This window comes from Faecalicatena contorta, assembly GCF_003149105.1.
Taxonomy (GTDB): Bacteria; Bacillota; Clostridia; order Lachnospirales; family Lachnospiraceae; genus Muricomes; species Muricomes contortus_C.
This window is the reverse complement of sequence record NZ_QGDS01000003.1, coordinates 361,491-383,419: the sequence shown is the minus strand read 5'-3', so window position 1 is coordinate 383,419 and position 21,929 is coordinate 361,491. Positions and strand designations below refer to the sequence as shown.

Annotated in this window: 30 protein-coding genes and 1 tRNA gene; 25 read left to right on the top strand and 6 right to left on the bottom strand. The window is 41.0% G+C overall.

The window, feature by feature from the left end:
- Window positions 1-2 precede the first annotated feature (2 nt).
- Complete coding sequence (truA, locus tag A8805_RS07550) at window positions 3-737, bottom strand: tRNA pseudouridine(38-40) synthase TruA (RefSeq protein WP_109709585.1); 735 nt, start codon at window positions 735-737, stop codon at window positions 3-5.
- Window positions 738-893: 156 nt separating this feature from the next.
- Here truA and A8805_RS07545 point away from each other — a divergent pair, with 156 nt between their 5' ends.
- Window positions 894-1,367 (top strand): acyl-CoA thioesterase, encoded by a 474-nt coding sequence (locus A8805_RS07545; protein ID WP_109709804.1) that lies wholly within the window; start codon window positions 894-896, stop codon window positions 1,365-1,367.
- Here A8805_RS07545 and A8805_RS07540 read toward each other — a convergent pair.
- The gene (locus tag A8805_RS07540) at window positions 1,364-1,645 is read right to left on the bottom strand and encodes a hypothetical protein (RefSeq protein ID WP_109709584.1); all 282 of its coding nucleotides are present in this window, start codon (window positions 1,643-1,645) and stop codon (window positions 1,364-1,366) included. The two genes, A8805_RS07545 and A8805_RS07540, sit on opposite strands and share 4 nt — an antisense overlap.
- A complete protein-coding gene (locus A8805_RS07535) occupies window positions 1,605-2,303 on the bottom strand; it encodes a hypothetical protein (protein ID WP_109709583.1) in 699 nt (232 codons plus the stop codon). Before A8805_RS07535 ends, A8805_RS07540 begins: the two co-directional genes overlap by 41 nt.
- A 127-nt stretch (window positions 2,304-2,430) precedes the next feature.
- On the opposite strand from A8805_RS07535, the gene A8805_RS22090 reads away from it, so the two are divergent.
- Complete coding sequence (locus A8805_RS22090; RefSeq protein WP_181392763.1) at window positions 2,431-2,574, top strand: hypothetical protein; 144 nt, start codon at window positions 2,431-2,433, stop codon at window positions 2,572-2,574.
- Between the two features lie 90 nt (window positions 2,575-2,664).
- Here the strand turns inward: A8805_RS22090 and A8805_RS07530 are convergent, their stop codons facing one another.
- Window positions 2,665-2,955 carry a chorion class high-cysteine HCB protein 13 gene (locus tag A8805_RS07530; protein ID WP_109709582.1) on the bottom strand — a complete coding sequence of 97 codons (291 nt, stop codon included), beginning with the start codon at window positions 2,953-2,955 and terminating at the stop codon, window positions 2,665-2,667.
- 162 nt (window positions 2,956-3,117) lie between these two features.
- On the opposite strand from A8805_RS07530, the gene A8805_RS07525 reads away from it, so the two are divergent.
- The 7 genes from A8805_RS07525 (at window position 3,118) to trmD (ending at window position 8,040) form a co-directional block, all read left to right on the top strand.
- Complete coding sequence (locus tag A8805_RS07525; protein ID WP_109709581.1) at window positions 3,118-4,032, top strand: S8 family peptidase; 915 nt, start codon at window positions 3,118-3,120, stop codon at window positions 4,030-4,032.
- 342 nt (window positions 4,033-4,374) lie between these two features.
- Window positions 4,375-4,746, top strand: coding sequence for a YlxM family DNA-binding protein (ylxM, locus tag A8805_RS07520; RefSeq protein ID WP_109709802.1), 372 nt, complete (start codon window positions 4,375-4,377; stop codon window positions 4,744-4,746).
- A 1-nt stretch (window position 4,747) separates the two neighbouring features.
- Window positions 4,748-6,097, top strand: coding sequence for a signal recognition particle protein (ffh, locus tag A8805_RS07515; protein WP_109709580.1), 1,350 nt, complete (start codon window positions 4,748-4,750; stop codon window positions 6,095-6,097).
- Window positions 6,098-6,138: 41 nt separating this feature from the next.
- Window positions 6,139-6,384, top strand: a complete 246-nt coding sequence (gene rpsP, locus A8805_RS07510; RefSeq protein WP_109709579.1) for a 30S ribosomal protein S16 — start codon at window positions 6,139-6,141, stop codon at window positions 6,382-6,384.
- A 23-nt stretch (window positions 6,385-6,407) separates the two neighbouring features.
- The gene (locus A8805_RS07505) at window positions 6,408-6,638 is read left to right on the top strand and encodes a KH domain-containing protein (protein ID WP_109709578.1); all 231 of its coding nucleotides are present in this window, start codon (window positions 6,408-6,410) and stop codon (window positions 6,636-6,638) included.
- A gap of 112 nt (window positions 6,639-6,750) precedes the next feature.
- A complete protein-coding gene (rimM, locus tag A8805_RS07500) occupies window positions 6,751-7,266 on the top strand; it encodes a ribosome maturation factor RimM (RefSeq protein WP_109709577.1) in 516 nt (171 codons plus the stop codon).
- 54 nt (window positions 7,267-7,320) lie between these two features.
- Window positions 7,321-8,040 (top strand): tRNA (guanosine(37)-N1)-methyltransferase TrmD, encoded by a 720-nt coding sequence (gene trmD / locus A8805_RS07495; RefSeq protein WP_109709576.1) that lies wholly within the window; start codon window positions 7,321-7,323, stop codon window positions 8,038-8,040.
- A 96-nt stretch (window positions 8,041-8,136) separates the two neighbouring features.
- On the opposite strand, the gene A8805_RS07490 is transcribed toward trmD, so the two are convergent.
- Window positions 8,137-8,928, bottom strand: a complete 792-nt coding sequence (locus tag A8805_RS07490) for a CAP domain-containing protein (protein WP_109709575.1) — start codon at window positions 8,926-8,928, stop codon at window positions 8,137-8,139.
- 251 nt (window positions 8,929-9,179) lie between these two features.
- On the opposite strand from A8805_RS07490, the gene A8805_RS07485 reads away from it, so the two are divergent.
- The 10 genes from A8805_RS07485 to A8805_RS07440 all read left to right on the top strand — a co-directional run bounded on the left by A8805_RS07485 (window position 9,180) and on the right by A8805_RS07440 (window position 16,484).
- Window positions 9,180-10,517, top strand: coding sequence for a pyrimidine-nucleoside phosphorylase (locus A8805_RS07485; RefSeq protein WP_109709574.1), 1,338 nt, complete (start codon window positions 9,180-9,182; stop codon window positions 10,515-10,517).
- 153 nt (window positions 10,518-10,670) lie between these two features.
- On the top strand, window positions 10,671-11,018 hold the full coding sequence (gene rplS, locus A8805_RS07480) for a 50S ribosomal protein L19 (protein ID WP_109709573.1): 348 nt from the start codon (window positions 10,671-10,673) through the stop codon (window positions 11,016-11,018).
- Between the two features lie 84 nt (window positions 11,019-11,102).
- Entirely contained in the window at window positions 11,103-11,771 is a 669-nt protein-coding gene (gene lepB / locus A8805_RS07475; RefSeq protein WP_109709572.1) for a signal peptidase I, read from the top strand.
- Between the two features lie 14 nt (window positions 11,772-11,785).
- On the top strand, window positions 11,786-12,637 hold the full coding sequence (gene ylqF / locus A8805_RS07470) for a ribosome biogenesis GTPase YlqF (RefSeq protein WP_109709571.1): 852 nt from the start codon (window positions 11,786-11,788) through the stop codon (window positions 12,635-12,637).
- Window positions 12,630-13,217 (top strand): signal peptidase I, encoded by a 588-nt coding sequence (lepB, locus tag A8805_RS07465; protein WP_330405839.1) that lies wholly within the window; start codon window positions 12,630-12,632, stop codon window positions 13,215-13,217. Before ylqF ends, lepB (A8805_RS07465) begins: the two co-directional genes overlap by 8 nt.
- Entirely contained in the window at window positions 13,210-13,968 is a 759-nt protein-coding gene (locus tag A8805_RS07460; RefSeq protein ID WP_109709570.1) for a ribonuclease HII, read from the top strand. The genes lepB (A8805_RS07465) and A8805_RS07460 overlap by 8 nt, the downstream gene beginning before the upstream one ends.
- A 109-nt stretch (window positions 13,969-14,077) precedes the next feature.
- Complete coding sequence (locus A8805_RS07455; RefSeq protein WP_109709569.1) at window positions 14,078-14,440, top strand: YraN family protein; 363 nt, start codon at window positions 14,078-14,080, stop codon at window positions 14,438-14,440.
- Between the two features lie 87 nt (window positions 14,441-14,527).
- Complete coding sequence (pgeF, locus tag A8805_RS07450) at window positions 14,528-15,385, top strand: peptidoglycan editing factor PgeF (protein ID WP_109709568.1); 858 nt, start codon at window positions 14,528-14,530, stop codon at window positions 15,383-15,385.
- 68 nt (window positions 15,386-15,453) lie between these two features.
- Window positions 15,454-16,359 carry a mechanosensitive ion channel family protein gene (locus tag A8805_RS07445; RefSeq protein ID WP_109709567.1) on the top strand — a complete coding sequence of 302 codons (906 nt, stop codon included), beginning with the start codon at window positions 15,454-15,456 and terminating at the stop codon, window positions 16,357-16,359.
- Window positions 16,360-16,411: 52 nt separating this feature from the next.
- Window positions 16,412-16,484, top strand: a tRNA-Thr gene (locus A8805_RS07440).
- A gap of 803 nt (window positions 16,485-17,287) precedes the next feature.
- Here A8805_RS07440 and A8805_RS07435 read toward each other — a convergent pair.
- Window positions 17,288-17,698: a cupin domain-containing protein gene (locus tag A8805_RS07435; protein WP_109709566.1), complete on the bottom strand. Its 411-nt coding sequence runs from the start codon at window positions 17,696-17,698 to the stop codon at window positions 17,288-17,290.
- Window positions 17,699-17,865: 167 nt separating this feature from the next.
- Here A8805_RS07435 and A8805_RS07430 point away from each other — a divergent pair, with 167 nt between their 5' ends.
- The 6 genes from A8805_RS07430 to A8805_RS07405 all read left to right on the top strand — a co-directional run bounded on the left by A8805_RS07430 (window position 17,866) and on the right by A8805_RS07405 (window position 21,913).
- Window positions 17,866-18,243 carry a nuclear transport factor 2 family protein gene (locus A8805_RS07430; RefSeq protein ID WP_181392762.1) on the top strand — a complete coding sequence of 126 codons (378 nt, stop codon included), beginning with the start codon at window positions 17,866-17,868 and terminating at the stop codon, window positions 18,241-18,243.
- A gap of 160 nt (window positions 18,244-18,403) precedes the next feature.
- Window positions 18,404-18,757, top strand: a complete 354-nt coding sequence (locus A8805_RS07425; protein WP_109709564.1) for a hypothetical protein — start codon at window positions 18,404-18,406, stop codon at window positions 18,755-18,757.
- 445 nt (window positions 18,758-19,202) lie between these two features.
- A complete protein-coding gene (locus A8805_RS07420; RefSeq protein WP_109709563.1) occupies window positions 19,203-19,556 on the top strand; it encodes a hypothetical protein in 354 nt (117 codons plus the stop codon).
- Window positions 19,557-19,754: 198 nt separating this feature from the next.
- On the top strand, window positions 19,755-20,264 hold the full coding sequence (locus tag A8805_RS07415) for a superoxide dismutase family protein (protein WP_330405836.1): 510 nt from the start codon (window positions 19,755-19,757) through the stop codon (window positions 20,262-20,264).
- Between the two features lie 268 nt (window positions 20,265-20,532).
- On the top strand, window positions 20,533-20,886 hold the full coding sequence (locus A8805_RS07410) for a hypothetical protein (protein WP_109709562.1): 354 nt from the start codon (window positions 20,533-20,535) through the stop codon (window positions 20,884-20,886).
- A gap of 166 nt (window positions 20,887-21,052) precedes the next feature.
- Complete coding sequence (locus tag A8805_RS07405) at window positions 21,053-21,913, top strand: NAD(P)-dependent oxidoreductase (protein WP_109709561.1); 861 nt, start codon at window positions 21,053-21,055, stop codon at window positions 21,911-21,913.
- Window positions 21,914-21,929 lie beyond the last annotated feature (16 nt).

The window sequence follows — 21,929 nt, the reverse complement described above, 5'->3', positions numbered from 1 at the left end:
ATCTAATACTCTACTTCTTGCAGGAACAGGCCTTTTGGATCGCAGGGAGCGCTGGCAGTATCCTCTCCGGTAAAAATTGCTTCAATACATTCTTTTTTGCGTTTTCCAAGTCCAATATCCAGCAGTGTGCCGATAATCATACGGGGCATGTTATGAAGGAAATCTTTTGCCCGGAGGGTGATTTGGATTTCCTGGGTATCCCCGTAAATTTTGATGTCATAAAGTTCTTTTTCAGTAGACTTGCTTTTCTTTACTGTAGAAAAGTTATTAAAATCATGATTTCCAGCCAGGGAAAGTGCAGCTTGCTGCATAACAGCGAGATCAGGTTCTTTGAAGGCATAATAAGTATATTTTCTGTCAAATACACTGGGCACGGTGCCAATGGCGATACGGTACAGATATGTGATGGATTTGACGCCCAGCGCAGCATGAAACCTTTCAGGCATTTCTTCTGCCGAAAGTACGGCAATGTCCATGGGCAGATAACGGTTTAAATAATGCAGGATTTCATATGGCTTCATATCCGACGTAGTTTTGAAATTTACTACCTGTCCATAGGCATGTACGCCTACCTCTGTCCTGGCGCCGCAGAATAATTCTACATCCTCTGCGGTCATTTTATGGATGACATCTAAAAGTTTGTTGGCTACAGTATTTGTGGATTCTCCTTTACCAAGACGCTGCCAGCCCTGATAGCGGGAACCATCGTATTCTAAGGTTAATTTTATATTGTGCATTACCTGTTCTCCTTTTTAATAATGACTTTATCTTACAGGAAGGGGAGAAAGAATTCAATAGTTGCTTTTTTCCTGTGGCTAATATTATAATAAAAGGGCATACTTGGAATAATTTTATAAAAATAAAGCAGAAGCATGCGGATTGGGGTTTTTGTAATGGTAAAAGAGAAGAGAGTCGCCGATTCAAGAGTAGAGACGGTGCATATGGTACGCCCTAACCACTTAAATGCAGCCGGGCGTTTATTTGGCGGAATTTTGATGCAGTGGCTGGATGGTGTGGCGGGCCTGGTGGCGAAACGTCACGCGGCAAGTGACATTATAACGGCATCTGTGGACAACCTGAGATTTATTCAGGGAGCTTATCAGAAGGATGTTATTGTGATTATTGGTAAAGTAACTTATGTGGGAAATACATCCATGGAAGTCAGGGTAGATACCTATGTGGAGAGCATGGATGGGATGCGCAGGCCAATTAACCGGGCATATTTTACCATGGTTGCACTGGATGAGAATGATAGGCCAAGAGAGGTCCCCCGGCTGATTCTGGAAACAGAAGAAGAAAAAGCCGAGTGGGAAGCAGCAGAAAAGAGAAGAGAGATGCGAATTAAACGAAAGGAAGAAGGCTTTTAAGCCTTCCTCTTTAAAAGGGAGCTGACCATATTGATTGTTTGATCAATTTGTGCCTGCTCTTCTTTTGATTTACCATCTTTTAAGATTTCTAGTATCAGAGATATCTCATCTCCTGAAAACTGAACTCCCTTTTTATTGGCACTGTTTATCAGCGCCATCATAACCGGGGCAAGATCTCTCCCGGATTTTCCGGCGGTCTGGGAAGCCGCCATCTGAATTAACTGTAGTTTGACAGGATCAAGGTTCTTCATTGCCGGACTGTTCATCCATTCGTTCATTTCTATCATCTCCTTCCATATGGAATTTTTCTTTATTTTCCTCTTCTTTATCAGAGCTATCTTCCTTTGCACTTTCTTGTTTAACAACTGGCTCATTTGAGTTCTTTATATTTGAATTTTCTTCAGTGGGATTTTCGCTTCCGGAAAATGTTTCATCAGAAAACATGTTGTTGTACATCTGAAACATATTCTGCTGATCGGGAGTCAACATTCCCATTACCATATCCATAGGATTGAAGCCGCCGGAAAACATGTCTCCTGAATTATCCGCATTCCCGGACCCGCCCATATCTCCAAAGGCATTTCCCCCACTTGGTGCGCTGTCCTGAAACATCTGAACCATTTCCATTATATTCATCATATTCAGGAATGATTCCATCATCCCTGCTTGTTGAGGGGGCAGATATGGTCTCATTTCCATTAACATTTCCATTGGTGAGGAAGCCTGGCTGCTGCTAAAAGCTCGTGTATATGAATTATAGCTGGGTCTCTGAAAAAAAGAAATGGTCTCTTTAAGCTCCAGAAACTTTACAAATACACCTAAAAAACGTTGGTTAGAAGCAGGAGTGTAGGGGAGGAAAAGCTTTAGCATCTGGAGCATAGGCGGTGTCACCAGCTCGTCAAATGGTATCATTGGTCTTTGAGGTTTTTGTTCCATAAGCACTCCTATCTATAACGTTGTAAATATATATGATTCAAAGTATAAAATTATGAGAATTGCGAAAGCTAAAATCAAGGTCCCTACATAATATAATAAGGAGAAGAAAGGAAAATGGTGACAAAATATGAGAAGAAGATTAGTAATTGATGGTAATGCCGTATATGAGATAGATGAAGATTGCATGCTGAGAAAACGAATGGACAGCGAGAGAGCAGAAAAAGAGAAGAAAGGTAGAGAAAAAGAAAAGAACCAGGAACAGTCAAAATAAATAGCTACAAACAATATCCCCGGTACAGTTTGTTGTACCGGGGATATTGCTATGGTTTTATTACACCGAGAGATTCTTTCGAGCTGAGCATTAGCATCCGCATCCGCTATTGCATCCACAGCCACTGTTGCATCCGCCGCCAAAGCCGCCGCCAAAGCCGCCGCCACAGCAGAGAAGCAGAATGATGATCCAGATACAGCTACTGTCATTTCCGCATCCGCTATTGCATCCGCCGCCGCATCCGCCGCCAAAGCCATTGCCGCCGCAGCAGCACAGCAGGATGATGATCCACAGGCAGGAACCTATACCGTTTCCTCCACAACTATTTCCACAGTTGCTGTCGCATCCGCATCCGCAATTTGTAGCACTTAATTCACTCATGTTAAATCCTCCATATGTTTGATTACAGTTCATAATATGTAAATGGTTAAAAATGTGTGAGAGGATTTCGGAAAATAATTTAAAATTTTTTAATTATAAGTGCATTGGAATAAATGAGCAAAAACCCATTTCCATGAATAGTATATAAAAAAGGGTATTGCTATGAAATGGGTAAAGCAAGCAGTAGGATATTGGTGTGGAGACATCATATCCAATCGATATATGGGACAGGGTGTGTGTGTAGCTGTGTTAGACACAGGAATTGCTATACATCCTGATTTTGATAGAAGAATTGTTGGTTTCCGTGATTTTGTGAATTACAGGAAACAAATATATGATGACGGAAAGCATGGAACTCACGTATCAGGAATCCTGGCAGGGAGCGGAAGGCTATCTAACGGTGTATATGCAGGCATGGCTCCCAGGGCGGAAATCCTAATGGGAAAAGTACTTGATAATGAGGGAAATGGTTCTGTGGATAATGTGGTTGAAGGAATTGACTGGCTGTTAAATGTGTACAAAAAAATGGGAGTACGTATTGTGAATATTTCCGTAGGAACACAGCCGGGAGTAGAAGCAGAGCAGGAGAAACGGCTGCTGGACGCTGTAGAAAAATTGTGGGATGCAGGCATGGTTGTTGTGGTATCAGCAGGAAATTATGGGCCTGGAGAAGGAACAATAGCGGTCCCGGGAACAAGCAGAAAAGTCATTACGGTAGGAGCACTGGCGGAACGCAGAACAGTTATGCGGCGCGGAGACGCCCGCCAGGAGTGGGATTATTCTGGAAATGGGCCTACAGAATCCTGCGTGGTAAAACCGGATTTGGTAGTACCCGGTACGAATATCCAAAGCTGCAACGGGGATTATACGAACCGTTGGCCAAGACCTTATATTATAAAAAGTGGCACATCCATGGCGACCCCGATTGTGTCCGGGGCCATTGCCTGTCTGCTTTCGAAGTGTCCGGATATGACAAATGTAGAGGTTAAACTGAAGCTGCGCCAGTCCTGTGTCCGAACAGAATATGCACAGCAGGGCTGGGGAATACTGCATGTGGGAAATCTAATGCAATTGTAAGTTTTCTATAAAGACATACTATATCTTTAAAAAGGGCTATGAAATAATCAATTGTATTTATCAATGATTTGCGGGAGATGTTGCAAATTTAGTGTTTTTTAAGATGTTTTTATTTTGTAACATCTTCCGTATCTAAAAACTAATGCCAGTTCAGGCAAAAATTCAAACAAAGTATTATTAAAATATAAGGAGCAGAGGAATTCAAATAAAAACTCCCGAATCCATTGAATCTATAGCAAAAATGGAAATAAAGTGATTTTTATAAAATTAACAGAATCTAAATTTTCCGACTTCATGACAGGCGTCAAGAAAAAGTACTTGACACCTGTTTCGTTTTTTAGTATGATAGCTGAGGTGATAAATGTGAATAAAATTTTAGAACAGGCATTGTTATTTGATTTTTATGGTGAACTTCTCACAGAACATCAAAAAGAGATTTACGAGCAGTTTGTGCTGGAGGATTTATCCCTGAGTGAGATTGCACAGGGGGAGGGAATCAGCCGTCAGGGTGTACACGACCTGGTAAGGCGCTGCCAGAAGATTCTGGAAGGGTACGAGGATAAGCTGCATCTGGTTGATAAGTTTCTTTCTGTGAAGGAAAAGGTGAGAGAGATTAATGAAGCGCTGGATTCTTATGAGAAGCAGGGCACTGATATTGGCAGAATAGTTGAGGAAATCCGGCGGATTTCTGATACTATAATAGAGGAGTTGTAGAATGGCATTTGACAGTTTAACCGAAAAGCTTCAGAATGTATTTAAGAATCTCCGCAGTAAAGGGCGGCTCACAGAAGATGATGTGAAGACGGCTCTGAAGGAAGTGAAGATGGCTCTGCTGGAAGCAGATGTCAACTTCAAGGTTGTGAAGGGATTCATAAAAGATGTGCAGGAACGGGCAGTCGGGCAGGATGTGATGAACGGTCTGAATCCCGGGCAGATGGTAATTAAGATTGTAAATGAAGAGCTGGTCAGACTGATGGGCTCGGAGACAACAGAAATTGCATTGCAGCCGGGAAGCGCAATTACAGTGATTATGATGGCAGGTCTTCAGGGTGCCGGTAAGACGACAACCACTGCGAAGCTTGCAGGAAAGTTTAAATTAAAGGGAAAGAAACCGCTTCTTGTGGCCTGTGATGTGTACAGACCCGCTGCTATTAAGCAGCTGCAGATTAATGGAGAGAAGCAGGGCGTGGAAGTATTTTCCATGGGAGATAAGAATAAGCCTTCGGATATTGCAAAAGCGGCTTATGAACATGCTGTAAAGAATGGAAATAATATTGTTATTCTGGATACAGCCGGACGCCTTCATATTGATGAAGATATGATGGCGGAACTGCAGGAAATCAAAGAAGCAGTTTCTGTGCATCAGACTATATTAGTGGTGGATGCCATGACCGGTCAGGATGCGGTTAATGTTGCCGGAAGTTTTCATGAGAAAATCGGTATAGATGGAGTTATCGTTACAAAGTTGGACGGTGATACCAGAGGCGGTGCAGCTTTGTCAATTAAGGCTGTGACCGGAAGACCGGTTCTTTATGTTGGTATGGGAGAAAAGCTTTCCGATTTGGAGCAGTTTTATCCCGATAGAATGGCTTCCCGTATTCTTGGCATGGGCGATGTTCTGACTTTGATTGAAAAAGCAGGGGCGGAGCTGGACGAAGAAAAAGCCAAAAAGATGACAGAGAAGATGAAAAAAGCCCAGTTTGACTTTGAGGATTATCTGGAAAGTATGAGTCAAATGAAGAAAATGGGCGGTCTGTCAAGTGTAATGAGCATGATGCCCGGGTTAGGCGGCATGGGCGGCGGCAAAATGCCGGATTTTGATTCCGATGAGAATGAGAAGAGAATGGCCCGTATGGAAGCCATGATTTATTCCATGACAGCGGAAGAGCGCAGCAATCCGGATTTGCTCAATCCATCAAGAAAGCACCGTATAGCAAGGGGGGCCGGCGTGGATATTTCTGAAGTGAACCGCATGGTAAAACAGTTCAATGAAGCAAGGAAGATGATGAAGAAACTTCCGGGTATGATGGGTGGTAAGAAAGGCAAGTTCAAGCTTCCTTTTTAACACATAGATTAAACAAAAAAGAAAAAGATGAGGTGAAAAAAATGGCAGTAAAAATTAGATTAAAAAGAATGGGACAGAAGAAGGCTCCTTTCTATAGAATCGTAGTAGCAGATTCCAGATCCCCAAGAGATGGCAAGTTCATCGAAGAAATCGGAACATACGATCCAAACCTGGAGCCAAGCGGAATCAAAGTTAATGAGGAAGCTGCTAAGAAATGGTTAAACAACGGAGCTCAGCCTACAGAAGTAGTAGGTAAAATCTTAAAAGTAGCAGGAATTGAGAAATAAGCTGTTCCGCGGAGGTGGCTTAGATGAAAGAATTAGTTGAAGTAATTGCGAAAGCATTAGTAGACGAGCCTGACAGCGTTGTTGTTTCTGAAAAACAGGACGGCAGAACCACTGTGATTGAGGTTCGTGTCGCTGACGGCGATATGGGCAAGGTCATCGGGAAGCAGGGCCGTATTGCAAAGGCAATCCGTTCTGTAGTTAAGGCGGCTGCTGCCAAGGAAGATAAGAGAGTTGTTGTTGATATTGTACAATAACGTTAAAAGGGACAGCCTTCATGCATCCGCATAAAGAGCCTGCCCCTTTCCTTTTACCTTAAAATGGCGCGTGCTTTTGACCAGACCAAGCTGTATAAGCAGGAGGAAAGATATGGAGCAGTTTTTACAAGTAGGGATTATTTCCTCTACTCATGGAATCCGTGGGGAAGTTAAAGTATTTCCGACTACGGATGATGTGACAAGATTTAAGGATTTAAAACAAGTTACTTTAGATACAGGAAAAGAGCAGGTACCTTTGACGATAGAAGGTGTAAAGTTTTTTAAACAGTTTGCTATCGTAAAGTTCAAAGGAATCGATAATATAAATGATGTAGAGAAATACAAAGGAAAAAGTCTTCTTGTAAGCAGAGAAGATGCGGTGAAGCTGGAAGAGGGCGAGTATTATATTGCCGATTTGATTGGTATGAAGGTATTCACCGGGGAGGCAGAGTTCGGTGTTTTGAGAGATGTACTTGAAACCGGAGCAAATGAGGTCTATGTAGTAGATTCAAAAGAATACGGCGAAGTGCTGATTCCGGCCATACAACAGTGTATCCTGGATGTGAATGTAGAGGAACGCACGATGAAGGTGCATTTGCTGGATGGGCTGATTTCTGAGAGAAAATGATACCTTATTGAACGTTAGTAGTTCAATAAGTATGGGGGAAAGGGCAGAAGATACATGAATTTTCATATTTTAACATTGTTTCCGGATATGGTTATGGATGGGCTGAATACTAGTATTACAGGACGCGCAGTCAATAATGGCCTGTTATCCATTGAAGCCGTGAATATCCGTGATTATGCATTTAATAAACATCAGAGCGTAGATGATTATCCTTATGGCGGCGGCGCAGGTATGCTCATGCAGGCAGAACCTGTTTACCTCGCTTATGAAGCAGTTGCAGAGAAGCTGGGGAAAAGGCCAAGGGTAGTGTACCTGTCCCCCCAGGGACAGACATTTAATCAGCAGATGGCGGAAGAGCTGGCCCAGGAGGAAGAACTGGTTCTTCTCTGCGGGCACTATGAAGGTATTGATGAACGTGTGCTGGAGGAGATTGTAACAGATTATGTTTCTATAGGAGATTATGTGCTGACTGGGGGAGAGCTTCCTGCTATGGTTATGGTAGATGCCATTTCCCGTTTGGTACCGGGAGTACTACACAATGATGTGTCGGCGGAGTTCGAATCTTTTCAGGATAACCTGCTGGAGTATCCCCAGTATTCACGGCCCGAGGAGTGGCATGGGAAAAAGGTGCCGGAAGTACTGCTTTCAGGTCACCATGCGAACATAGAAAAATGGCGCAGGGAGCAGTCTGTTTTAAGGACAAAAGAGCGGCGGCCGGACTTACTGGAAAAATGTGAGCTGACGCCTTCCGAAAAAAAGCTGCTTGAGGAATAAAGAAATATTATGGGAATAAAAAGACAGGTTGTATAATAATAAAAGCGCCCTATATTCTGCAAGATACAGAAAGGGCGCTTTGTTTTTATGCGGTAATTAATAGGTGAACAATTGTGTCCAGTAGTTTGTACCAGATGCATTCTGATAGTAACCTACACCAATTTTAGTAAATTTGGCATTCAGGATGTTGGCTCTGTGTCCTTCACTGTTCATCCATCCGTTCATGACCTGTTCCGGAGTTTTTTGTCCCCAGGCGATGTTTTCACCGGCACCATAGAACCGTACTCCCTGCTGAACAAGTGCTGTACTGAAAGAACTTCCATCAGGGCGTGTGTGTGAAAAAGATATTTCAGTTTCTTTGGCGCGTACCAGTGCTGCAGCTTCAATAGATGCATCGGCTGTAACTGGTGACAGGCCTGCTTTGGCACGTTCCTGATTTACAAGATTGACTACCTGCTGAACATAACTTGCATTCTCTTGACCGGTACCCGGCTGATTCGTATCTGGCTTTTCTGGTGTTTCAGGCTGGTTCGTATCCGGTTGGTTTGCGTCCGGCTGCTCTGGTGTTTCAGGCTGATTTGTGTCAGGTTGATTCGTACCCGGCTGCTCTGGTGTTTCAGGCTGGCTCGTGTCTGGCTGCTCCGGTGTTTCAGGCTGACTTGGCAGTACACAGTTAGACAAGTCAGGAATTGTACAGTTGATTCCCAGTTCCTCCAGTTTTTGTTTCAGCTCGTCTGCACTGGTGATGCTTCCGTTGATGTAGACGGTTCTGCCCTGTACTTGCTGGCATATCTCTGCTGGTGATGCCGCCTGTACGGACAAGGGACTCATTGCGGCTGCTCCTACAACAGCCGTTGCAAGCAGTGCCGGTAATATCTTACGCTTCATGAATATGTACCTCCTAAAATATTGTGATATTGTTACAGAAATATTACAAGAAAATAATATCATGAAATAAAGGGATAATATACAGGTAACATTTGGAATCGGGGCGAGTCTGCGTTATATGTGGTATTGTAAAGAAGTGGTGATTTCTATCACAATATGGATTATACTTAGAAATACAAGTAAGGGATTTAATATAAAAGTAACATGAAATAATTTAGTTTAGAGCATAAGATTCAGCAGGAGGTAGCTTCATGAGAATGTACGATTTGATTGTAAAAAAGAAAAAAGGGGAGAAGCTGACTAATTCAGAGATTACTGAAATGGTTGCCGGATACGTAAATGGTGAAATTCCGGATTATCAGATGTCTGCTATGCTGATGGCGATCTGCTTTCAAGGGATGGATGCAGAAGAGACAGCCTCATTGACAATGGAGGTTGCCAGATCTGGGGACATGGTGGATTTATCTCCCATTGAGGGAGTGAAGGTAGACAAACACAGCACCGGCGGCGTCGGAGACAAGACTACAATCGTTATAGGACCAATTGTTGCAGCGTGTGGTGTAAAGGTAGCCAAAATGTCAGGCAGGGGGCTTGGACATACAGGTGGAACGATTGATAAATTTGAAGCGATTCCGGGAATGAAGATGGCACTGAATCAGGAAGAATTCTTCTCTATTGTAAATAAAGTAGGTGTCAGCGTTGCCGGACAGTCTGGCAATTTGGCGCCGGCAGATAAGAAATTATACGCTCTCCGGGATGTAACCGGAACGGTAGACAGCATACCTTTGATTGCCGCATCTATAATGAGTAAAAAACTGGCATCTGGAAGTGATTGTATTGTTCTTGATGTAAAAACAGGCAGTGGCGCATTTATGAAGACATTGGAAAGCTCCATCGAACTTTCCAAAGCCATGGTTGAAATTGGGGAACATGCCGGAAGAAAAACAATGGCAGTAGTAACAGATATGGATATCCCTCTGGGATATGCCATCGGCAATTCTTTAGAAGTTATAGAATCAGTGGAGACTCTGAAGGGAAGAGGTCCAAAAGATTTAACAGAAGTTTGTATAACGCTGGCTTCTAATATGTTGTACGTTGCAGGAAAAGGTGATATAAAAGAGTGTGAGGCAATGGCAAGAGAAGCACTGGAGAGCGGCAGGGCATTTGATAAATTAGTAGAGATGGTAGAGGCGCAGGGCGGAGATTCTTCCGTTATTAAAGACACAAATAAGTTTGGAGCCACTCCTTATAGAAGTGAAGTAAAAGCAGTAAGGTCTGGATTTGTAAATCACTTAAATACAGAAAAATGTGGAATAGCCTCTGTATTGCTGGGTGCAGGCAGAGAGACATTAGACAGTGAAATCGATTATCTGGCAGGCCTTATTTTAAATAAGAAGACAGGTGATTACGTGGAAGAAGGCGAAGTACTTGCTGAAATGTATGCTTCTGATAAAGCATTATTCGGTAAAGCAGAAAAGCTGCTTCAGGAGGCGTATTTGATTAAAGATGAAAAGCCAGAAATGCAGCCCCTTATTCATGCAAAGGTTACAGCAGATGGAGTGGAGCTGGCACCTGTTTTAGCACAGTAATAAAAAGGACTTGAAACCTATAAGGAAATGTGATAAAATACAACAGTTGTGAAGTAAGAAATGATGGTCCTCTGATGCAAAAATAGTTTTGCAGACACCATATGAGTCTGCAGACAGGTATTAAGAACGTCTAAATATGAAGGAGGTCACACAATGAATGATATTATCAGAAGTATCGAGGCAGAACAATTAAAGGAAAACGCACCGGAGTTTCATGTTGGTGATACTGTAAAAGTATACGCTAAGATTAAAGAGGGTGCACGTGAGAGAATTCAGGTGTTTGAAGGCACAGTTTTAAAGAAACAGGGCGGAAGCACAAGGGCTACTTTCACAGTGAGAAAGAATTCTAATGGAATCGGTGTTGAGAAAACATGGCCGTTACATTCCCCTAACGTTGAAAGAGTAGAGGTTGTGCGCAGAGGTAAAGTCAGAAGAGCAAAACTGAACTACTTGAGAGACCGCGTTGGTAAGAGAGCTAAGGTAAAAGAATTAGTAAAATAGTAACTATGAGAGGGACAAGTACAACATGTATATTGTCCCTTTTATGTATAATTGGAAACGGTGTTTCTTATATGAGGAAAGAAAATGGCAGATTTAAATTTTCGGAAAAAGCATAGGGGACAGGCGAAAAGAAAGCGAAGAGTGAAAAAGAAACGAGAGCTGAAGTTTGATACAGGAAAACCTGAGCTGCGGTTTCGGAAGGAAAAAACGAAAGTAGAAAAACAAAATACTGGTGTGATTGTGAACTGGGTTGTACAGATTGTGATTGTCTGTGTCATTGCATTTATGCTTGTTTGGTTTTTTGGACAGAGAGTCAGTAATGCAGGCGATTCTATGAAGCCTGTTCTAAATAATGGTAATGTTGTAATGATAAACAGACTTGTTTATAATGCAAGTAAACCTAAACGCGGGGACATTATTGCATTTAAGCCGAATGGAAATGAGAATACCCATTATTCGGTGAAACGGATTGTAGGTCTCCCAGGTGAAACAATACAGATTAAAGATGGTAATATTTACATCAACGATGAGGTTATGACAAAGCATATTTATGCGGAGTATATCAAGGAAGCCGGCATTGCAGATGAACCTCTGACATTGGGCGGTGATGAGTTTTTTGTGCTGGGAGATAACCATTCCAGCAGTGATGACAGCAGAATGGCTGATATTGGTAATGTGAAGCGGAGTGAAATATATGGGCGGGTTTGGTTTGTAGCCAGCTTTGGTCCTGATTTTGGTTTCGTAAAAAGATAAAGGAGGAAGACAACATGCATTTTCAGTGGTATCCTGGTCATATGACCAAGGCAAAGCGTATGATGCAGGAAAATATAAAACTAATTGATCTTGTTATTGAATTAGTAGATGCCAGGATTCCGGTGAGCAGCAGAAATCCGGAAATTGATGAGCTGGGAAAGAACAAGGCAAGGCTGATTCTGCTGAATAAGTCAGATTTGGCAGGAGATAAATGGAATGATGCATGGGCGGAATACTTTAAAGCAAAGGGGTATTCAGTTCTAAAGGTAAATTCCAAAAAGGGCGGGGGAATTAAGTCCATACAGGGTGTGATTCAGGAAGCCTGTAAAGAGAAAATAGAGAGAGACAGAAAGCGGGGAATCCTGAACCGTCCGGTGAGGGCTATGGTAGTAGGTATTCCCAATGTTGGAAAATCAACGTTTATCAATGCCCTGGCAGGGAAAGCATGTACGAAGACAGGAAATAAACCAGGAGTGACGAAAGGAAAGCAGTGGATCCGCCTGAATAAAAATGTGGAGCTTCTGGATACTCCGGGAATATTGTGGCCCAAATTTGAAGATCAAACAGTGGGCCTTCGTCTTGCGTTTATCGGTTCTATCAAAGATGAAATTCTCAATACGGAAGAGCTGGCTATGGAACTGATTAAATTCTTAAAAGAGTTCTATCCTGGAACCTTGAAAGAAAAGTACCAAATAGAGGAAGTTGAGGATGATTTTTCATGTTTGCAGGAAGTCGCAAAAAGCAGACATTGCCTTATAAGAGGCAATGAGCTGGATACTGAGAAAGCGGCCAGATTGCTTCTGGATGATTTCAGGAATGGAAGACTTGGAAAAATAACACTTGAATTTCCCCATGATTATGAATAAGATAGAGGTAGACACTAGAAAGAAGGTTTACGGAATGGACCAGGAGAGAAGTATCATAAGGGAACTGTTTGGCTGGATTGTGTATATACTGATTATAGTAGGCCTTACCTACTTAATTATTACATTTGTCGGCCAACGTACACGTGTCAGCGGCTCCTCTATGGAGACTACGCTGTCAGACGGGGATAATCTGATTGTGGATAAGATATCGTACCGTTTTGGAGAACCAAAGAGATATGAAATTATTGTATTTCCCTATCAATACGAGGAAAATACATACTATATAAAACGGATTATCGGCCTGCCGGGAGAGACAGTGCAGGTGATGGACGGAGACGTGTATATCAACGGACAGAAGCTGGATGAGAATTATGGCAATGAAGCGATGCAGGACTCAGGAATTGCAGGTGAGCCGATTACATTAGGTGAGGATGAGTATTTTGTACTGGGAGATAACCGGAATCACAGTGCGGACAGCCGGGATGACAGTGTGGGAGTGCTTCACCGGGAGGATTTGCTGGGGCGGGCGTGGATTCGCATCTGGCCGTTTAACAAATTCGGAGTGATTAAACATGAATAAGAGTATCAGCAGTATTAGGCAGGAATTTGAACAGGCACAAAAGCAGGAGCTTAACGGTCTTTATGAAATGTATGCCGGAGACAGCCGAAGCGGTATCAAAGCTCTGATATTAAAATATAAAAAACAGGAAAAGAAGCTTCTGGAGGAGCATCTGCGCCTGGAACAGATGAGACAATTTGAAAAGAAATATGAGCAGTATACTTATATCTGCGGCATTGATGAAGTTGGCAGGGGACCTCTGGCGGGGCCGGTTGTGGCAGGAGCGGTAATTCTTCCAAAGGATTGTGAGATACTCTATATCAATGATTCAAAAAAACTTTCTGCGAAAAAGCGGGAAGAACTTTATGATGAAATTATGGAAAAGGCAATTGCTACAGGAATCGGTATGGTAAGTCCTGCCAGGATTGATGAAATGAATATCCTGCAGGCAACCTATGAAGCCATGCGTGCCGCTGTACGGGAACTGGACCCGGCACCGGAGCTGCTACTTAATGATGCGGTTACCATCCCCGAGGTTACGATTCCTCAGGTACCTATCATTAAAGGCGATGCAAAGAGCGTTTCTATTGCGGCGGCCAGTATTATTGCCAAGGTAACAAGGGACAGACTGATGGCAGAATATGATAAAATACTGCCCGGTTATGGGTTCGCAGAGAATAAAGGATATGGCTCTGGAGCACATATCGAGGCTTTGAAGAAATTAGGCCCTACACCAATTCACCGGGTATCCTTTATTAAAAACTTTACGTAACTATTCAGTGTTTGGCCGAAGCAAGATGAAGCATGGTGAAACTGAGCTTTCCCTCCTGAACAGTTACAATTTAATTAGCTGAGTATGTGAGATCGCAGTCTAAAGGATTATGAGACAGACAAAGAAAAAGAATAGCAGGAAAATAGGTGCACAATATGAGCAGGCAGTGGGATATTACCTGGAACAGCAGGGGTATGTCATCTTAGAGTTTAATTACCGCTGCCGCCTGGGTGAGATTGATATTATAGCCAGGGAGGGCTCCTGTCTGGTGTTTTGTGAAGTGAAATACAGGCAGGATAAAAAGAAGGGAAGTCCTTTGGAGGCTGTTACTTTAAAAAAGCAGAAAATACTTTACCAGTGTGCGTCTTATTATTTGATGGTTCATGGTATTTCTGACTGCTCATGCAGGTTTGATGTCATCGGAATTGAGGGAGAGAAGATAATACATATTAAAAACGCATTCCAGGGTTAAATTTCATGCTATAGATTTGAAGTAACTGTTCAGTACAGGGGTGTGCATTTACTGCACAGATACGATTTGAAACAGAAAGGGAGTTTTATGAGTTTAGGGCTGCACTACCAAAATGAAGAGAAGATTTTTCAAGAGATAGAGACGGGTACTCCATATTTGGAATATCCGTTGTTTCAACATACGGGCATTGTAAAACATGGTTTTTCTACCCGGCTGGGAGGTGTCAGTGAAGGCTGCTATTCCTCTCTGAACCTGAGCTTTACCAGAGGGGATAATAAGGAGGCTGTCCGTGAAAATTTTCGTAGGATCGGGGCGGCAATAGGAATAAGATGTGAGGATATGGTGTTTACCCAGCAGACCCATACTGCCAATGTCCTTGCTGTGACAGATGAAGAGAGGGGCATGGGAATTGTCCGCCCCAGAAATTATTCCGATGTAGACGGCCTTGTTACAAATGTGCCAGGGCTATGTCTGGTTACCTTTTTTGCAGACTGTGTTCCCTTATATTTTGTTGACCCGGTGAAGAAAGTAATCGGCCTGAGTCACTCTGGCTGGCGGGGGACAGTGGGTAAGATTGGAAAAATAACGGTACAATTAATGAAAGAAAAATATGGTTCCAATCCTTCTGACATTTTAGCCGCAGTGGGCCCATCTATTTGTCAGGAATGTTATGAGGTTAGCAGGGATGTAATTGAGAAATTTAGGGAATGCTTTCAGGAGAGGGACTGGTCAAAGTTATTTTATCGAAAAGAAAATGGTAAGTACCAGTTGAATCTCTGGAAGGCCAATGAACTTGTGTTTATTGAGGCTGGAATTCCAAGGGAAAATATTGCTGTGACAAATTTGTGTACACATTGCAACAGTCAGATATTATATTCCCATAGAACAGCAGGAGATAAACGAGGGAACTTATGTGCCTTTCTTGCCCTGAGGGGAGATATGTAACAAATATTAACTTTAATAAGCGTGAGTTTATTGCGGGTGAATTATACCGCACGAAAAAGGAGGCTCATATGGGTTTGCGGATATCAGATTTGACATCTCCGGAGGAGGTGACCACAGAGGTGGTTGAAGAGGTGAATCGTGCCACACAATATTTTCAGGATCATCTTCCGGAAGTAATTAATTTTGGGATAAGAGTAGCATTGGCATTTGTATTTTTCATTATTGGCCGTTTTATCATCCACTGGATACAAAAACTTGTAAAACATTCTTTGAAGAGAACACATGCAGACCAAGGTGTGATTCAGTTTATCGACTCTCTGCTGAAATTCGGTTTATATACGCTGCTGATTTTTATAATTGCCACAAAGCTGGGCGTTGAGTCTTCGTCAGTGGCAGCATTAATTGCTTCTGCCGGGGTAGCCATAGGCTTGGCTTTGCAGGGAAGCCTGGGAAACTTTGCGGGCGGAGTGCTGATACTTCTTCTAAAACCATTTGTGGTAGGAGATTATATTATTGAAGATACTCAGAAGAATGAAGGTACAGTAAAAGAAATACAGATATTTTATACGAAATTGTCTACGGTGGATAATAAGACAATTATCATACCTAATGGTACTCTTGCAAATAGCAGTTTGACAAATGTAACAGCGCGCCCTGAGAGACAGCTGGATTTGAAAGTAAATATTTCTTACAATGCAGATTTAAAAAAGGCAAAAGCATTACTGGAAGGTTTATTGGCAAAGGATAGCTCTGTTATGCAGGATGAGGATGTCAATGTATTTGTAGATTCCCTTGGAGAAAGTGCCGTTGTACTGGGGATGCGCGCCTGGGTAAAGACAGAAGAATTCTGGGCTGCAAGATGCAGGTTGTTGGAAGAAATCAAATTGGCATTTGACAAAGAGGGAATCGAAACACCTTATCACCAATTGAGAGTTCATATGCCTGAGGCAGTGAAAAACGAAAAAAATGGTTGAAATTCCTTCGGAAAAGCGATATAATAACTAAGGTTCGCTTCAAGGACCTTAAGCTGAAATAGCTCAGTTGGTAGAGCACTTCACTCGTAATGAAGGGGTCGTCGGTTCAAGTCCGATTTTCAGCTTGATAAAAAATAGCCGCAAATCCAGTGTTTACAAGGGGTTGCGGCTTTTTAAAATTCTTTTCAGTGTTCAAGCGCATTTTTTGATAGGTATTTATTCAATTTATTTTTTGAGCAGGATTCTTCACTTCTAAACTCAACAACACATATTTATAATAAAAATTAAGAAATAGCCTGGAATAGGTAAGGATTCCGGGCATTTGTGAAAGTGATGTTGTGAACTAAAATAGAAAAATAATTATTGACAAATTTAGACAATTATTGTAAGATGTTTATATACAAAAGAAGTTACTACATATGTAATTAAAATACAAATGAATAAGTTGCAAAAGATAAATAACCCGGAATCTCAATTGATTCCGGGTTTGTTGTGTTTGGGGAAAATAACACATGCTATATAGATTTTTTTACTCATAGGGTACGAGTGAAAGAGGAGATGACAAGATTGTGTGGTAAAGTTGACGCAGAAAATATTGGAAATTTACATTATAACTCGATAACCTTATCTGCTTTACATTGAATAACCAGTCATTCCTTTTGAATGGTTGGTAATAAAATTTTTTTCGGTGTTCAAACATACTTCACTTCTAATCTCAGCGTATATATCTGCCATGGTCTTTGAGTCAGCATGTCCAAACAACCGTATAGCCTTCAAAATGTCAATTCCGGAATTTTATTATCCCTATCCTCACTTTTTATAAAGGGAGCGTATTTTGAAAACCCTGATTTGGAGAAAGGAAAATAAAACTATAGTAAGAGAGTCTAATAATAAGCGCACCAAAATGAAAAATGATGCGCTTGAAAAATTAGTATCCGGAGTTATCTGAATCAAATTTTGTGTGATGAACTGTGCCGTATGGATGCTGTGGAGGAGCATAGATAGAAAAAAGTTTCAAATCACAGCATTCATTGTTCTTTAGATTATGCCATGTCCCGGCGGGGATAATAATGGCTGATTGACTAGAAACAATATACTGATATTTAAGACAATCCTTTTGATTGCCCATCATCATGAGCCCGCCACCACATTCAATATAAAGAAATTGATCAAGATGAGGATGCATTTCTAATCCGATTTCAGAATTTGGAGGTATACTCATTAATGTAAGTTGGAGGTTTGTTCCTGTCCATCTGGTAGTACGAAAATTATTGTTAAAAAAAGCTTCTCTTTTGAGATTTGTAACAAATGGGTTATCCCCACAATCATAAATATTCATGATATCACCTCTATTAATAGAATATGTTAACTTATTGAAATAGTGAAAGTATTAAAATTTAGTTGATATACGTACATTGAAAACTTAGTATTGATAGTTAGTAGAGAATCCTGTATCCTAAATGTATAAATCGGAATTTTCTTAGCATATGAGCTATGGAGGTGACTATGAGTATGAATGAAAAAGAAGCTGTTATTAAAGAATATTTTGATATGTGGGTATTACGTGACTTTAAGAATATTTATAATATATTTGATTATGATATCTATTATAGCGAATGTTATGGGCCAGAGTATCAGGGTATTTCTGAAATACATCAATGGATTGACAAAATGTTAAAAGAGCAAGAAGTAATTGAATGGACTATTAAACGATTCATTCATCAAGCTAATACAGTTGTTGTAGAATGGTTTTTTAAAGATAAAGTGCAAGATAAGATAAGTGGATTTGATGGCGTTTCAATTATTGAATTTACAAAAAACGGAACAATCAATTCAATTAAAGAATTTAGTTCGGAGGCATTACATACAACACCATTTAGATAGTTTTTTAGATTTGCTGAATTTCAATTTAATACTATAAGTGAACAATTGAACTACTAACTATGAAATATTAAGTTAGTAGTTTTTTATTGCAACTAAACTGATGTTTAACCATTTTGCCAGAGAGACATATATTATTATAAAAATGTATTGCTGGTGAACGATGATTACAGAAAATTATTCTATTTCATTTTTGGGACTTGATCCACTATATTACTCATCAACAATTATTGGAAATAATTGGAATATAGCTGCAGACAAAATTTATGAAGAAACTGGTATTCGTATTTCAGGGAGGATACAAGAAAGTTATATTGTTGGTCAAGATGAGGAAGAACTTAATAACACTATTGTTTTTTTAGTTGAAAGTTCAAGAGTTCCCGATGAAGTAGCAACTGAGGAGGAATACTGGGATGCTTATAGAGATGTTATCGAAGAGGTTAGACGTAGATTGGGAAATCCCAGGATGGATCTAACAATAAAGAGGGAGGATATATACCATTTTAAAAAAATCTAACATAATCCGAGTGGTAGAGCGTACCACTCAATTAAATGTACAAGTAATATAAAAGCGTCCGGCTGCTGAGTGCCGGGGAAAGAGGAACAAGATATTTGAAGAGCATTTTGTGAGAGGGGATACCTATAAACAGTACTATAATTTGGGAGATATTATCAAAATAAATGCCAATGGAAATTTGGGAGATTATAGTATTGAGGGCATAGATGGTGGCGGTTGTTACGTTACATTGAGCTTAAAACGTGATTAGCTAAAACTTACATTAAAGGAGTTTGGGATGGAAGAATTAATTAACCATGCAATTAAAACGGTGCAGGATAAGATGAAGGCAAGGCTTTCTTGATTTGCTGGAGAGTTATTTAGAGCTGCTTAAGCAGCAAAACTGCAATTTAACCGTTTTGACAGGGAAACATATACTATTATAAAAATGTATGAATGGTGAGTTATGGAAACTGAAAATTATATAATTGCATTTTTTAATCTTGACCCTCAATACTACACAAGGGCTATTATCGGTGATATTTGGAATACAGCTGCACGGAAAGTTTATGAGGAAACCGGTATTATAATTGTGGGAGAGGTATCTGACAGCTATTTTGTTGATCCAAGTAACGAAGTACTTAACGGACGAAATATATTCACGATTAAGAGTATAAGGATACCGCACAGAATGGGAACTGAATCTGAATATTGGGATGCGTATAAAAATGTGGTTATAGAGGTTAAAAATACCCTGGGAAATCCTAGGATGGGACTGATAACAGAAAAGGTAACACTTGATGTTTTTGAGCAGTTTTAAAATAAATGAGTGGTAGAGCGTACCGCTCAATTAAAAATATACAAGCAATATAAGAGCATCCGGCCGCTGAAGCTGTACATAAAACACCATATCTATTATCCATGAGACAGTAATTAGAATCGTAGGGCAGAGTAAGTGCGGGGACGATTAAGAACCTTCCCGCTTTTGCTCCATATACTACCTATAGGAGGTATTGCTATGGCGATGATAGATGAAATATTAAGTGGGATGCCACAGGCATATGCCGAGGTAAACGGTTCAGAGAAATATCCTGATGTACAAGGGAAGGTTTATTTTTATGAGGCAAATGGGGGAACTATTGTACTGGCAGAAATTTACGGTCTGCCGGATGAAGAGCAACAGTATTTAGGTAAATTCTTTGGCTTCCACATTCATGAAGGAAGTACGTGCACAGGAAACAGGGCGGACCCATTTGGTGATACGATGAGCCATTACAGCCCGGGGTATGCACAGCACCCGCAGCATGCGGGAGACCTCCCCGTGCTTCTTTCTTCTTACGATACAGCGTGGATGGCAGTATATACGGGAAGATTCCGTCCTCGGCAGGTAGTGGGGAGAACTGTAGTAATTCATAGCCAACCAGATGATTACAGGAGTCAGTATCATGGTAATGCCGGAGAGAAAATGGCATGTGGCGAGATTAAAGAGTGGGGGAGTCAGTTAAGCGTAAATCCTATAAGTGTATAGACTTCCCAAAAGAACTGAGAAGTTGATAAGGAACAGCCCGGAATCTGGTGAGGACTCCGGGCTTTGTGGTGGGAAAGGAACTAATAAATGGTGAGGAGATTAGTTCCTTTGTTAAATAAACAACTAAGTCGGAAAAAACTTACGCAATATTATAGGATTATTAAATTAAATAGCAATACTATATACTATTATCATTCCTTATAAAAAGGAAGAAACTGTTTGAATAGAAAGACATATACTATATATAAAAGCGTATTAGTGGTGAATTATGGAAACAGAACGTTATTCAATTTCATTTTTGGGACTTGATCCCCAATATTACACAACAACTATGATTGGTGATATTTGGGATGTGGCTGCAGAGAAAGTTTATGAGGAAACGGGTATTAGTGTTTCAGGGGAGATACATGACAGATATTTTGTTAATGAAGAGAATGGAGAACTTAATGGCAGTACTGTTTTTATGGTTGAGAGTACAAGAGTTCCCGGTGGAATAGTAACAGAGGCGAATTACTGGAATGCATACAGATCAGTTATTGAAGAGGTTAGACAGAAACTGGGGAATCCCAGGATGAATCTAACAATAGAGGAAATTGATATTACCTATTTTGAAAGAATCTGACATGAGTTGGGCGGTATAGAGTACCGCTCAATCAAAAATAGTACAAGCCGTCATTTGGGGAACAAATTGACAAAAAACAAGGTTAAATGTAAACTTATATAAATACATATTTTATGTTGATGAAACTTTTGTACTATAAAAAACAAAATAGAAAAGGAGAAGAATGATGAAAAAAATCGGATTTATTGGAGTAGGAATCATGGGAAAATCTATGGTGAGAAATTTAATGAAGGCAGGTTTTGAACTGCATATTTATGCCAGGAACAAGGGGAAGGTAGAAGATGTTATTGCAGAAGGTGCTATGTTTTATGAGAATATCAAGGACTGTGTAAAGGAATGTGAAGCAGTGATTACGATGGTAGGCTTCCCTAAGGATGTGGAGGAAGTGTATTTTGACGCCGGTAATATTTTAGATAGTGCCAAACAAAGCACTTACCTAATTGATATGACAACAACCAGCCCTCAAATAGCAGAAAAAGTTTATACAGAAGGGAAGAAGAACGGCTTCCATGTACTGGACGCACCTGTAACAGGAGGGGATATTGGGGCGAAAGACGGAACTTTATCTATTCTGGTGGGTGGTGATAAGGAAGACTATGCTGCTTGTCTGCCGCTTTTTGAAGCAATGGGGACCAATATTAACTACCAGGGAAAGGCTGGATGCGGACAGCACTGCAAACTGGCGAACCAAATTATCATTGCAGGTACGCTTTCCGGAGTGTGTGAAGCTCTTACCTATGCGAAGTCCAAGGGACTTGACCTGGAGACGGTTTTAAAATCTGTTTCTACAGGTGCGGCGGGGAGTAAGCAGTTGGATACGTTTGGACCTAAAATTTTAGCAGGGGATTATGCGCCTGGATTTTTCATAAAACATTTTATCAAGGATATGAAGCTGGCACTGCTTGAGGCAAGCATGAGCGGTCTGGATTTGGAGGTACTCAGCCAGGTGCTTGCTAATTATGAGGAACTGGAAGCGGAGGGATATGGAGATCTGGGAACCCAGTCTCTTATGAAACATTACGAGTAGCCGACTAGAAAAATAG

Excerpts from the sequence above, each read along its gene's own strand:
- A8805_RS07445 (WP_109709567.1), top strand. The coding sequence starts at position 15,454 with ATGGGTTTGCGGATATCAGATTTGACATCTCCGGAGGAGGTGACCACA.
- ffh (WP_109709580.1), top strand. The coding sequence starts at position 4,748 with ATGGCATTTGACAGTTTAACCGAAAAGCTTCAGAATGTATTTAAGAAT.
- lepB (WP_330405839.1), top strand. The coding sequence starts at position 12,630 with ATGAATAAGATAGAGGTAGACACTAGAAAGAAGGTTTACGGAATGGAC.
- A8805_RS07525 (WP_109709581.1), top strand. The coding sequence starts at position 3,118 with ATGAAATGGGTAAAGCAAGCAGTAGGATATTGGTGTGGAGACATCATA.
- pgeF (WP_109709568.1), top strand. The coding sequence starts at position 14,528 with ATGAGTTTAGGGCTGCACTACCAAAATGAAGAGAAGATTTTTCAAGAG.
- A8805_RS07505 (WP_109709578.1), top strand. The coding sequence starts at position 6,408 with ATGAAAGAATTAGTTGAAGTAATTGCGAAAGCATTAGTAGACGAGCCT.
- rimM (WP_109709577.1), top strand. The coding sequence starts at position 6,751 with ATGGAGCAGTTTTTACAAGTAGGGATTATTTCCTCTACTCATGGAATC.
- A8805_RS07530 (WP_109709582.1), bottom strand. The coding sequence starts at position 2,955 with ATGAGTGAATTAAGTGCTACAAATTGCGGATGCGGATGCGACAGCAAC.
- A8805_RS07455 (WP_109709569.1), top strand. The coding sequence starts at position 14,078 with ATGAGACAGACAAAGAAAAAGAATAGCAGGAAAATAGGTGCACAATAT.
- A8805_RS22090 (WP_181392763.1), top strand. The coding sequence starts at position 2,431 with ATGAGAAGAAGATTAGTAATTGATGGTAATGCCGTATATGAGATAGAT.
- A8805_RS07485 (WP_109709574.1), top strand. The coding sequence starts at position 9,180 with ATGAGAATGTACGATTTGATTGTAAAAAAGAAAAAAGGGGAGAAGCTG.
- rplS (WP_109709573.1), top strand. The coding sequence starts at position 10,671 with ATGAATGATATTATCAGAAGTATCGAGGCAGAACAATTAAAGGAAAAC.
- ylqF (WP_109709571.1), top strand. The coding sequence starts at position 11,786 with ATGCATTTTCAGTGGTATCCTGGTCATATGACCAAGGCAAAGCGTATG.
- A8805_RS07460 (WP_109709570.1), top strand. The coding sequence starts at position 13,210 with ATGAATAAGAGTATCAGCAGTATTAGGCAGGAATTTGAACAGGCACAA.
- A8805_RS07435 (WP_109709566.1), bottom strand. The coding sequence starts at position 17,698 with ATGAATATTTATGATTGTGGGGATAACCCATTTGTTACAAATCTCAAA.
- ylxM (WP_109709802.1), top strand. The coding sequence starts at position 4,375 with ATGATAGCTGAGGTGATAAATGTGAATAAAATTTTAGAACAGGCATTG.
- A8805_RS07490 (WP_109709575.1), bottom strand. The coding sequence starts at position 8,928 with ATGAAGCGTAAGATATTACCGGCACTGCTTGCAACGGCTGTTGTAGGA.
- A8805_RS07415 (WP_330405836.1), top strand. The coding sequence starts at position 19,755 with ATGGCGATGATAGATGAAATATTAAGTGGGATGCCACAGGCATATGCC.
- lepB (WP_109709572.1), top strand. The coding sequence starts at position 11,103 with ATGGCAGATTTAAATTTTCGGAAAAAGCATAGGGGACAGGCGAAAAGA.
- A8805_RS07410 (WP_109709562.1), top strand. The coding sequence starts at position 20,533 with ATGGAAACAGAACGTTATTCAATTTCATTTTTGGGACTTGATCCCCAA.
- truA (WP_109709585.1), bottom strand. The coding sequence starts at position 737 with ATGCACAATATAAAATTAACCTTAGAATACGATGGTTCCCGCTATCAG.
- trmD (WP_109709576.1), top strand. The coding sequence starts at position 7,321 with ATGAATTTTCATATTTTAACATTGTTTCCGGATATGGTTATGGATGGG.
- A8805_RS07405 (WP_109709561.1), top strand. The coding sequence starts at position 21,053 with ATGAAAAAAATCGGATTTATTGGAGTAGGAATCATGGGAAAATCTATG.
- A8805_RS07420 (WP_109709563.1), top strand. The coding sequence starts at position 19,203 with ATGGAAACTGAAAATTATATAATTGCATTTTTTAATCTTGACCCTCAA.
- A8805_RS07535 (WP_109709583.1), bottom strand. The coding sequence starts at position 2,303 with ATGGAACAAAAACCTCAAAGACCAATGATACCATTTGACGAGCTGGTG.
- A8805_RS07425 (WP_109709564.1), top strand. The coding sequence starts at position 18,404 with ATGATTACAGAAAATTATTCTATTTCATTTTTGGGACTTGATCCACTA.
- A8805_RS07540 (WP_109709584.1), bottom strand. The coding sequence starts at position 1,645 with ATGAACGAATGGATGAACAGTCCGGCAATGAAGAACCTTGATCCTGTC.
- A8805_RS07545 (WP_109709804.1), top strand. The coding sequence starts at position 894 with ATGGTAAAAGAGAAGAGAGTCGCCGATTCAAGAGTAGAGACGGTGCAT.
- rpsP (WP_109709579.1), top strand. The coding sequence starts at position 6,139 with ATGGCAGTAAAAATTAGATTAAAAAGAATGGGACAGAAGAAGGCTCCT.
- A8805_RS07430 (WP_181392762.1), top strand. The coding sequence starts at position 17,866 with ATGAGTATGAATGAAAAAGAAGCTGTTATTAAAGAATATTTTGATATG.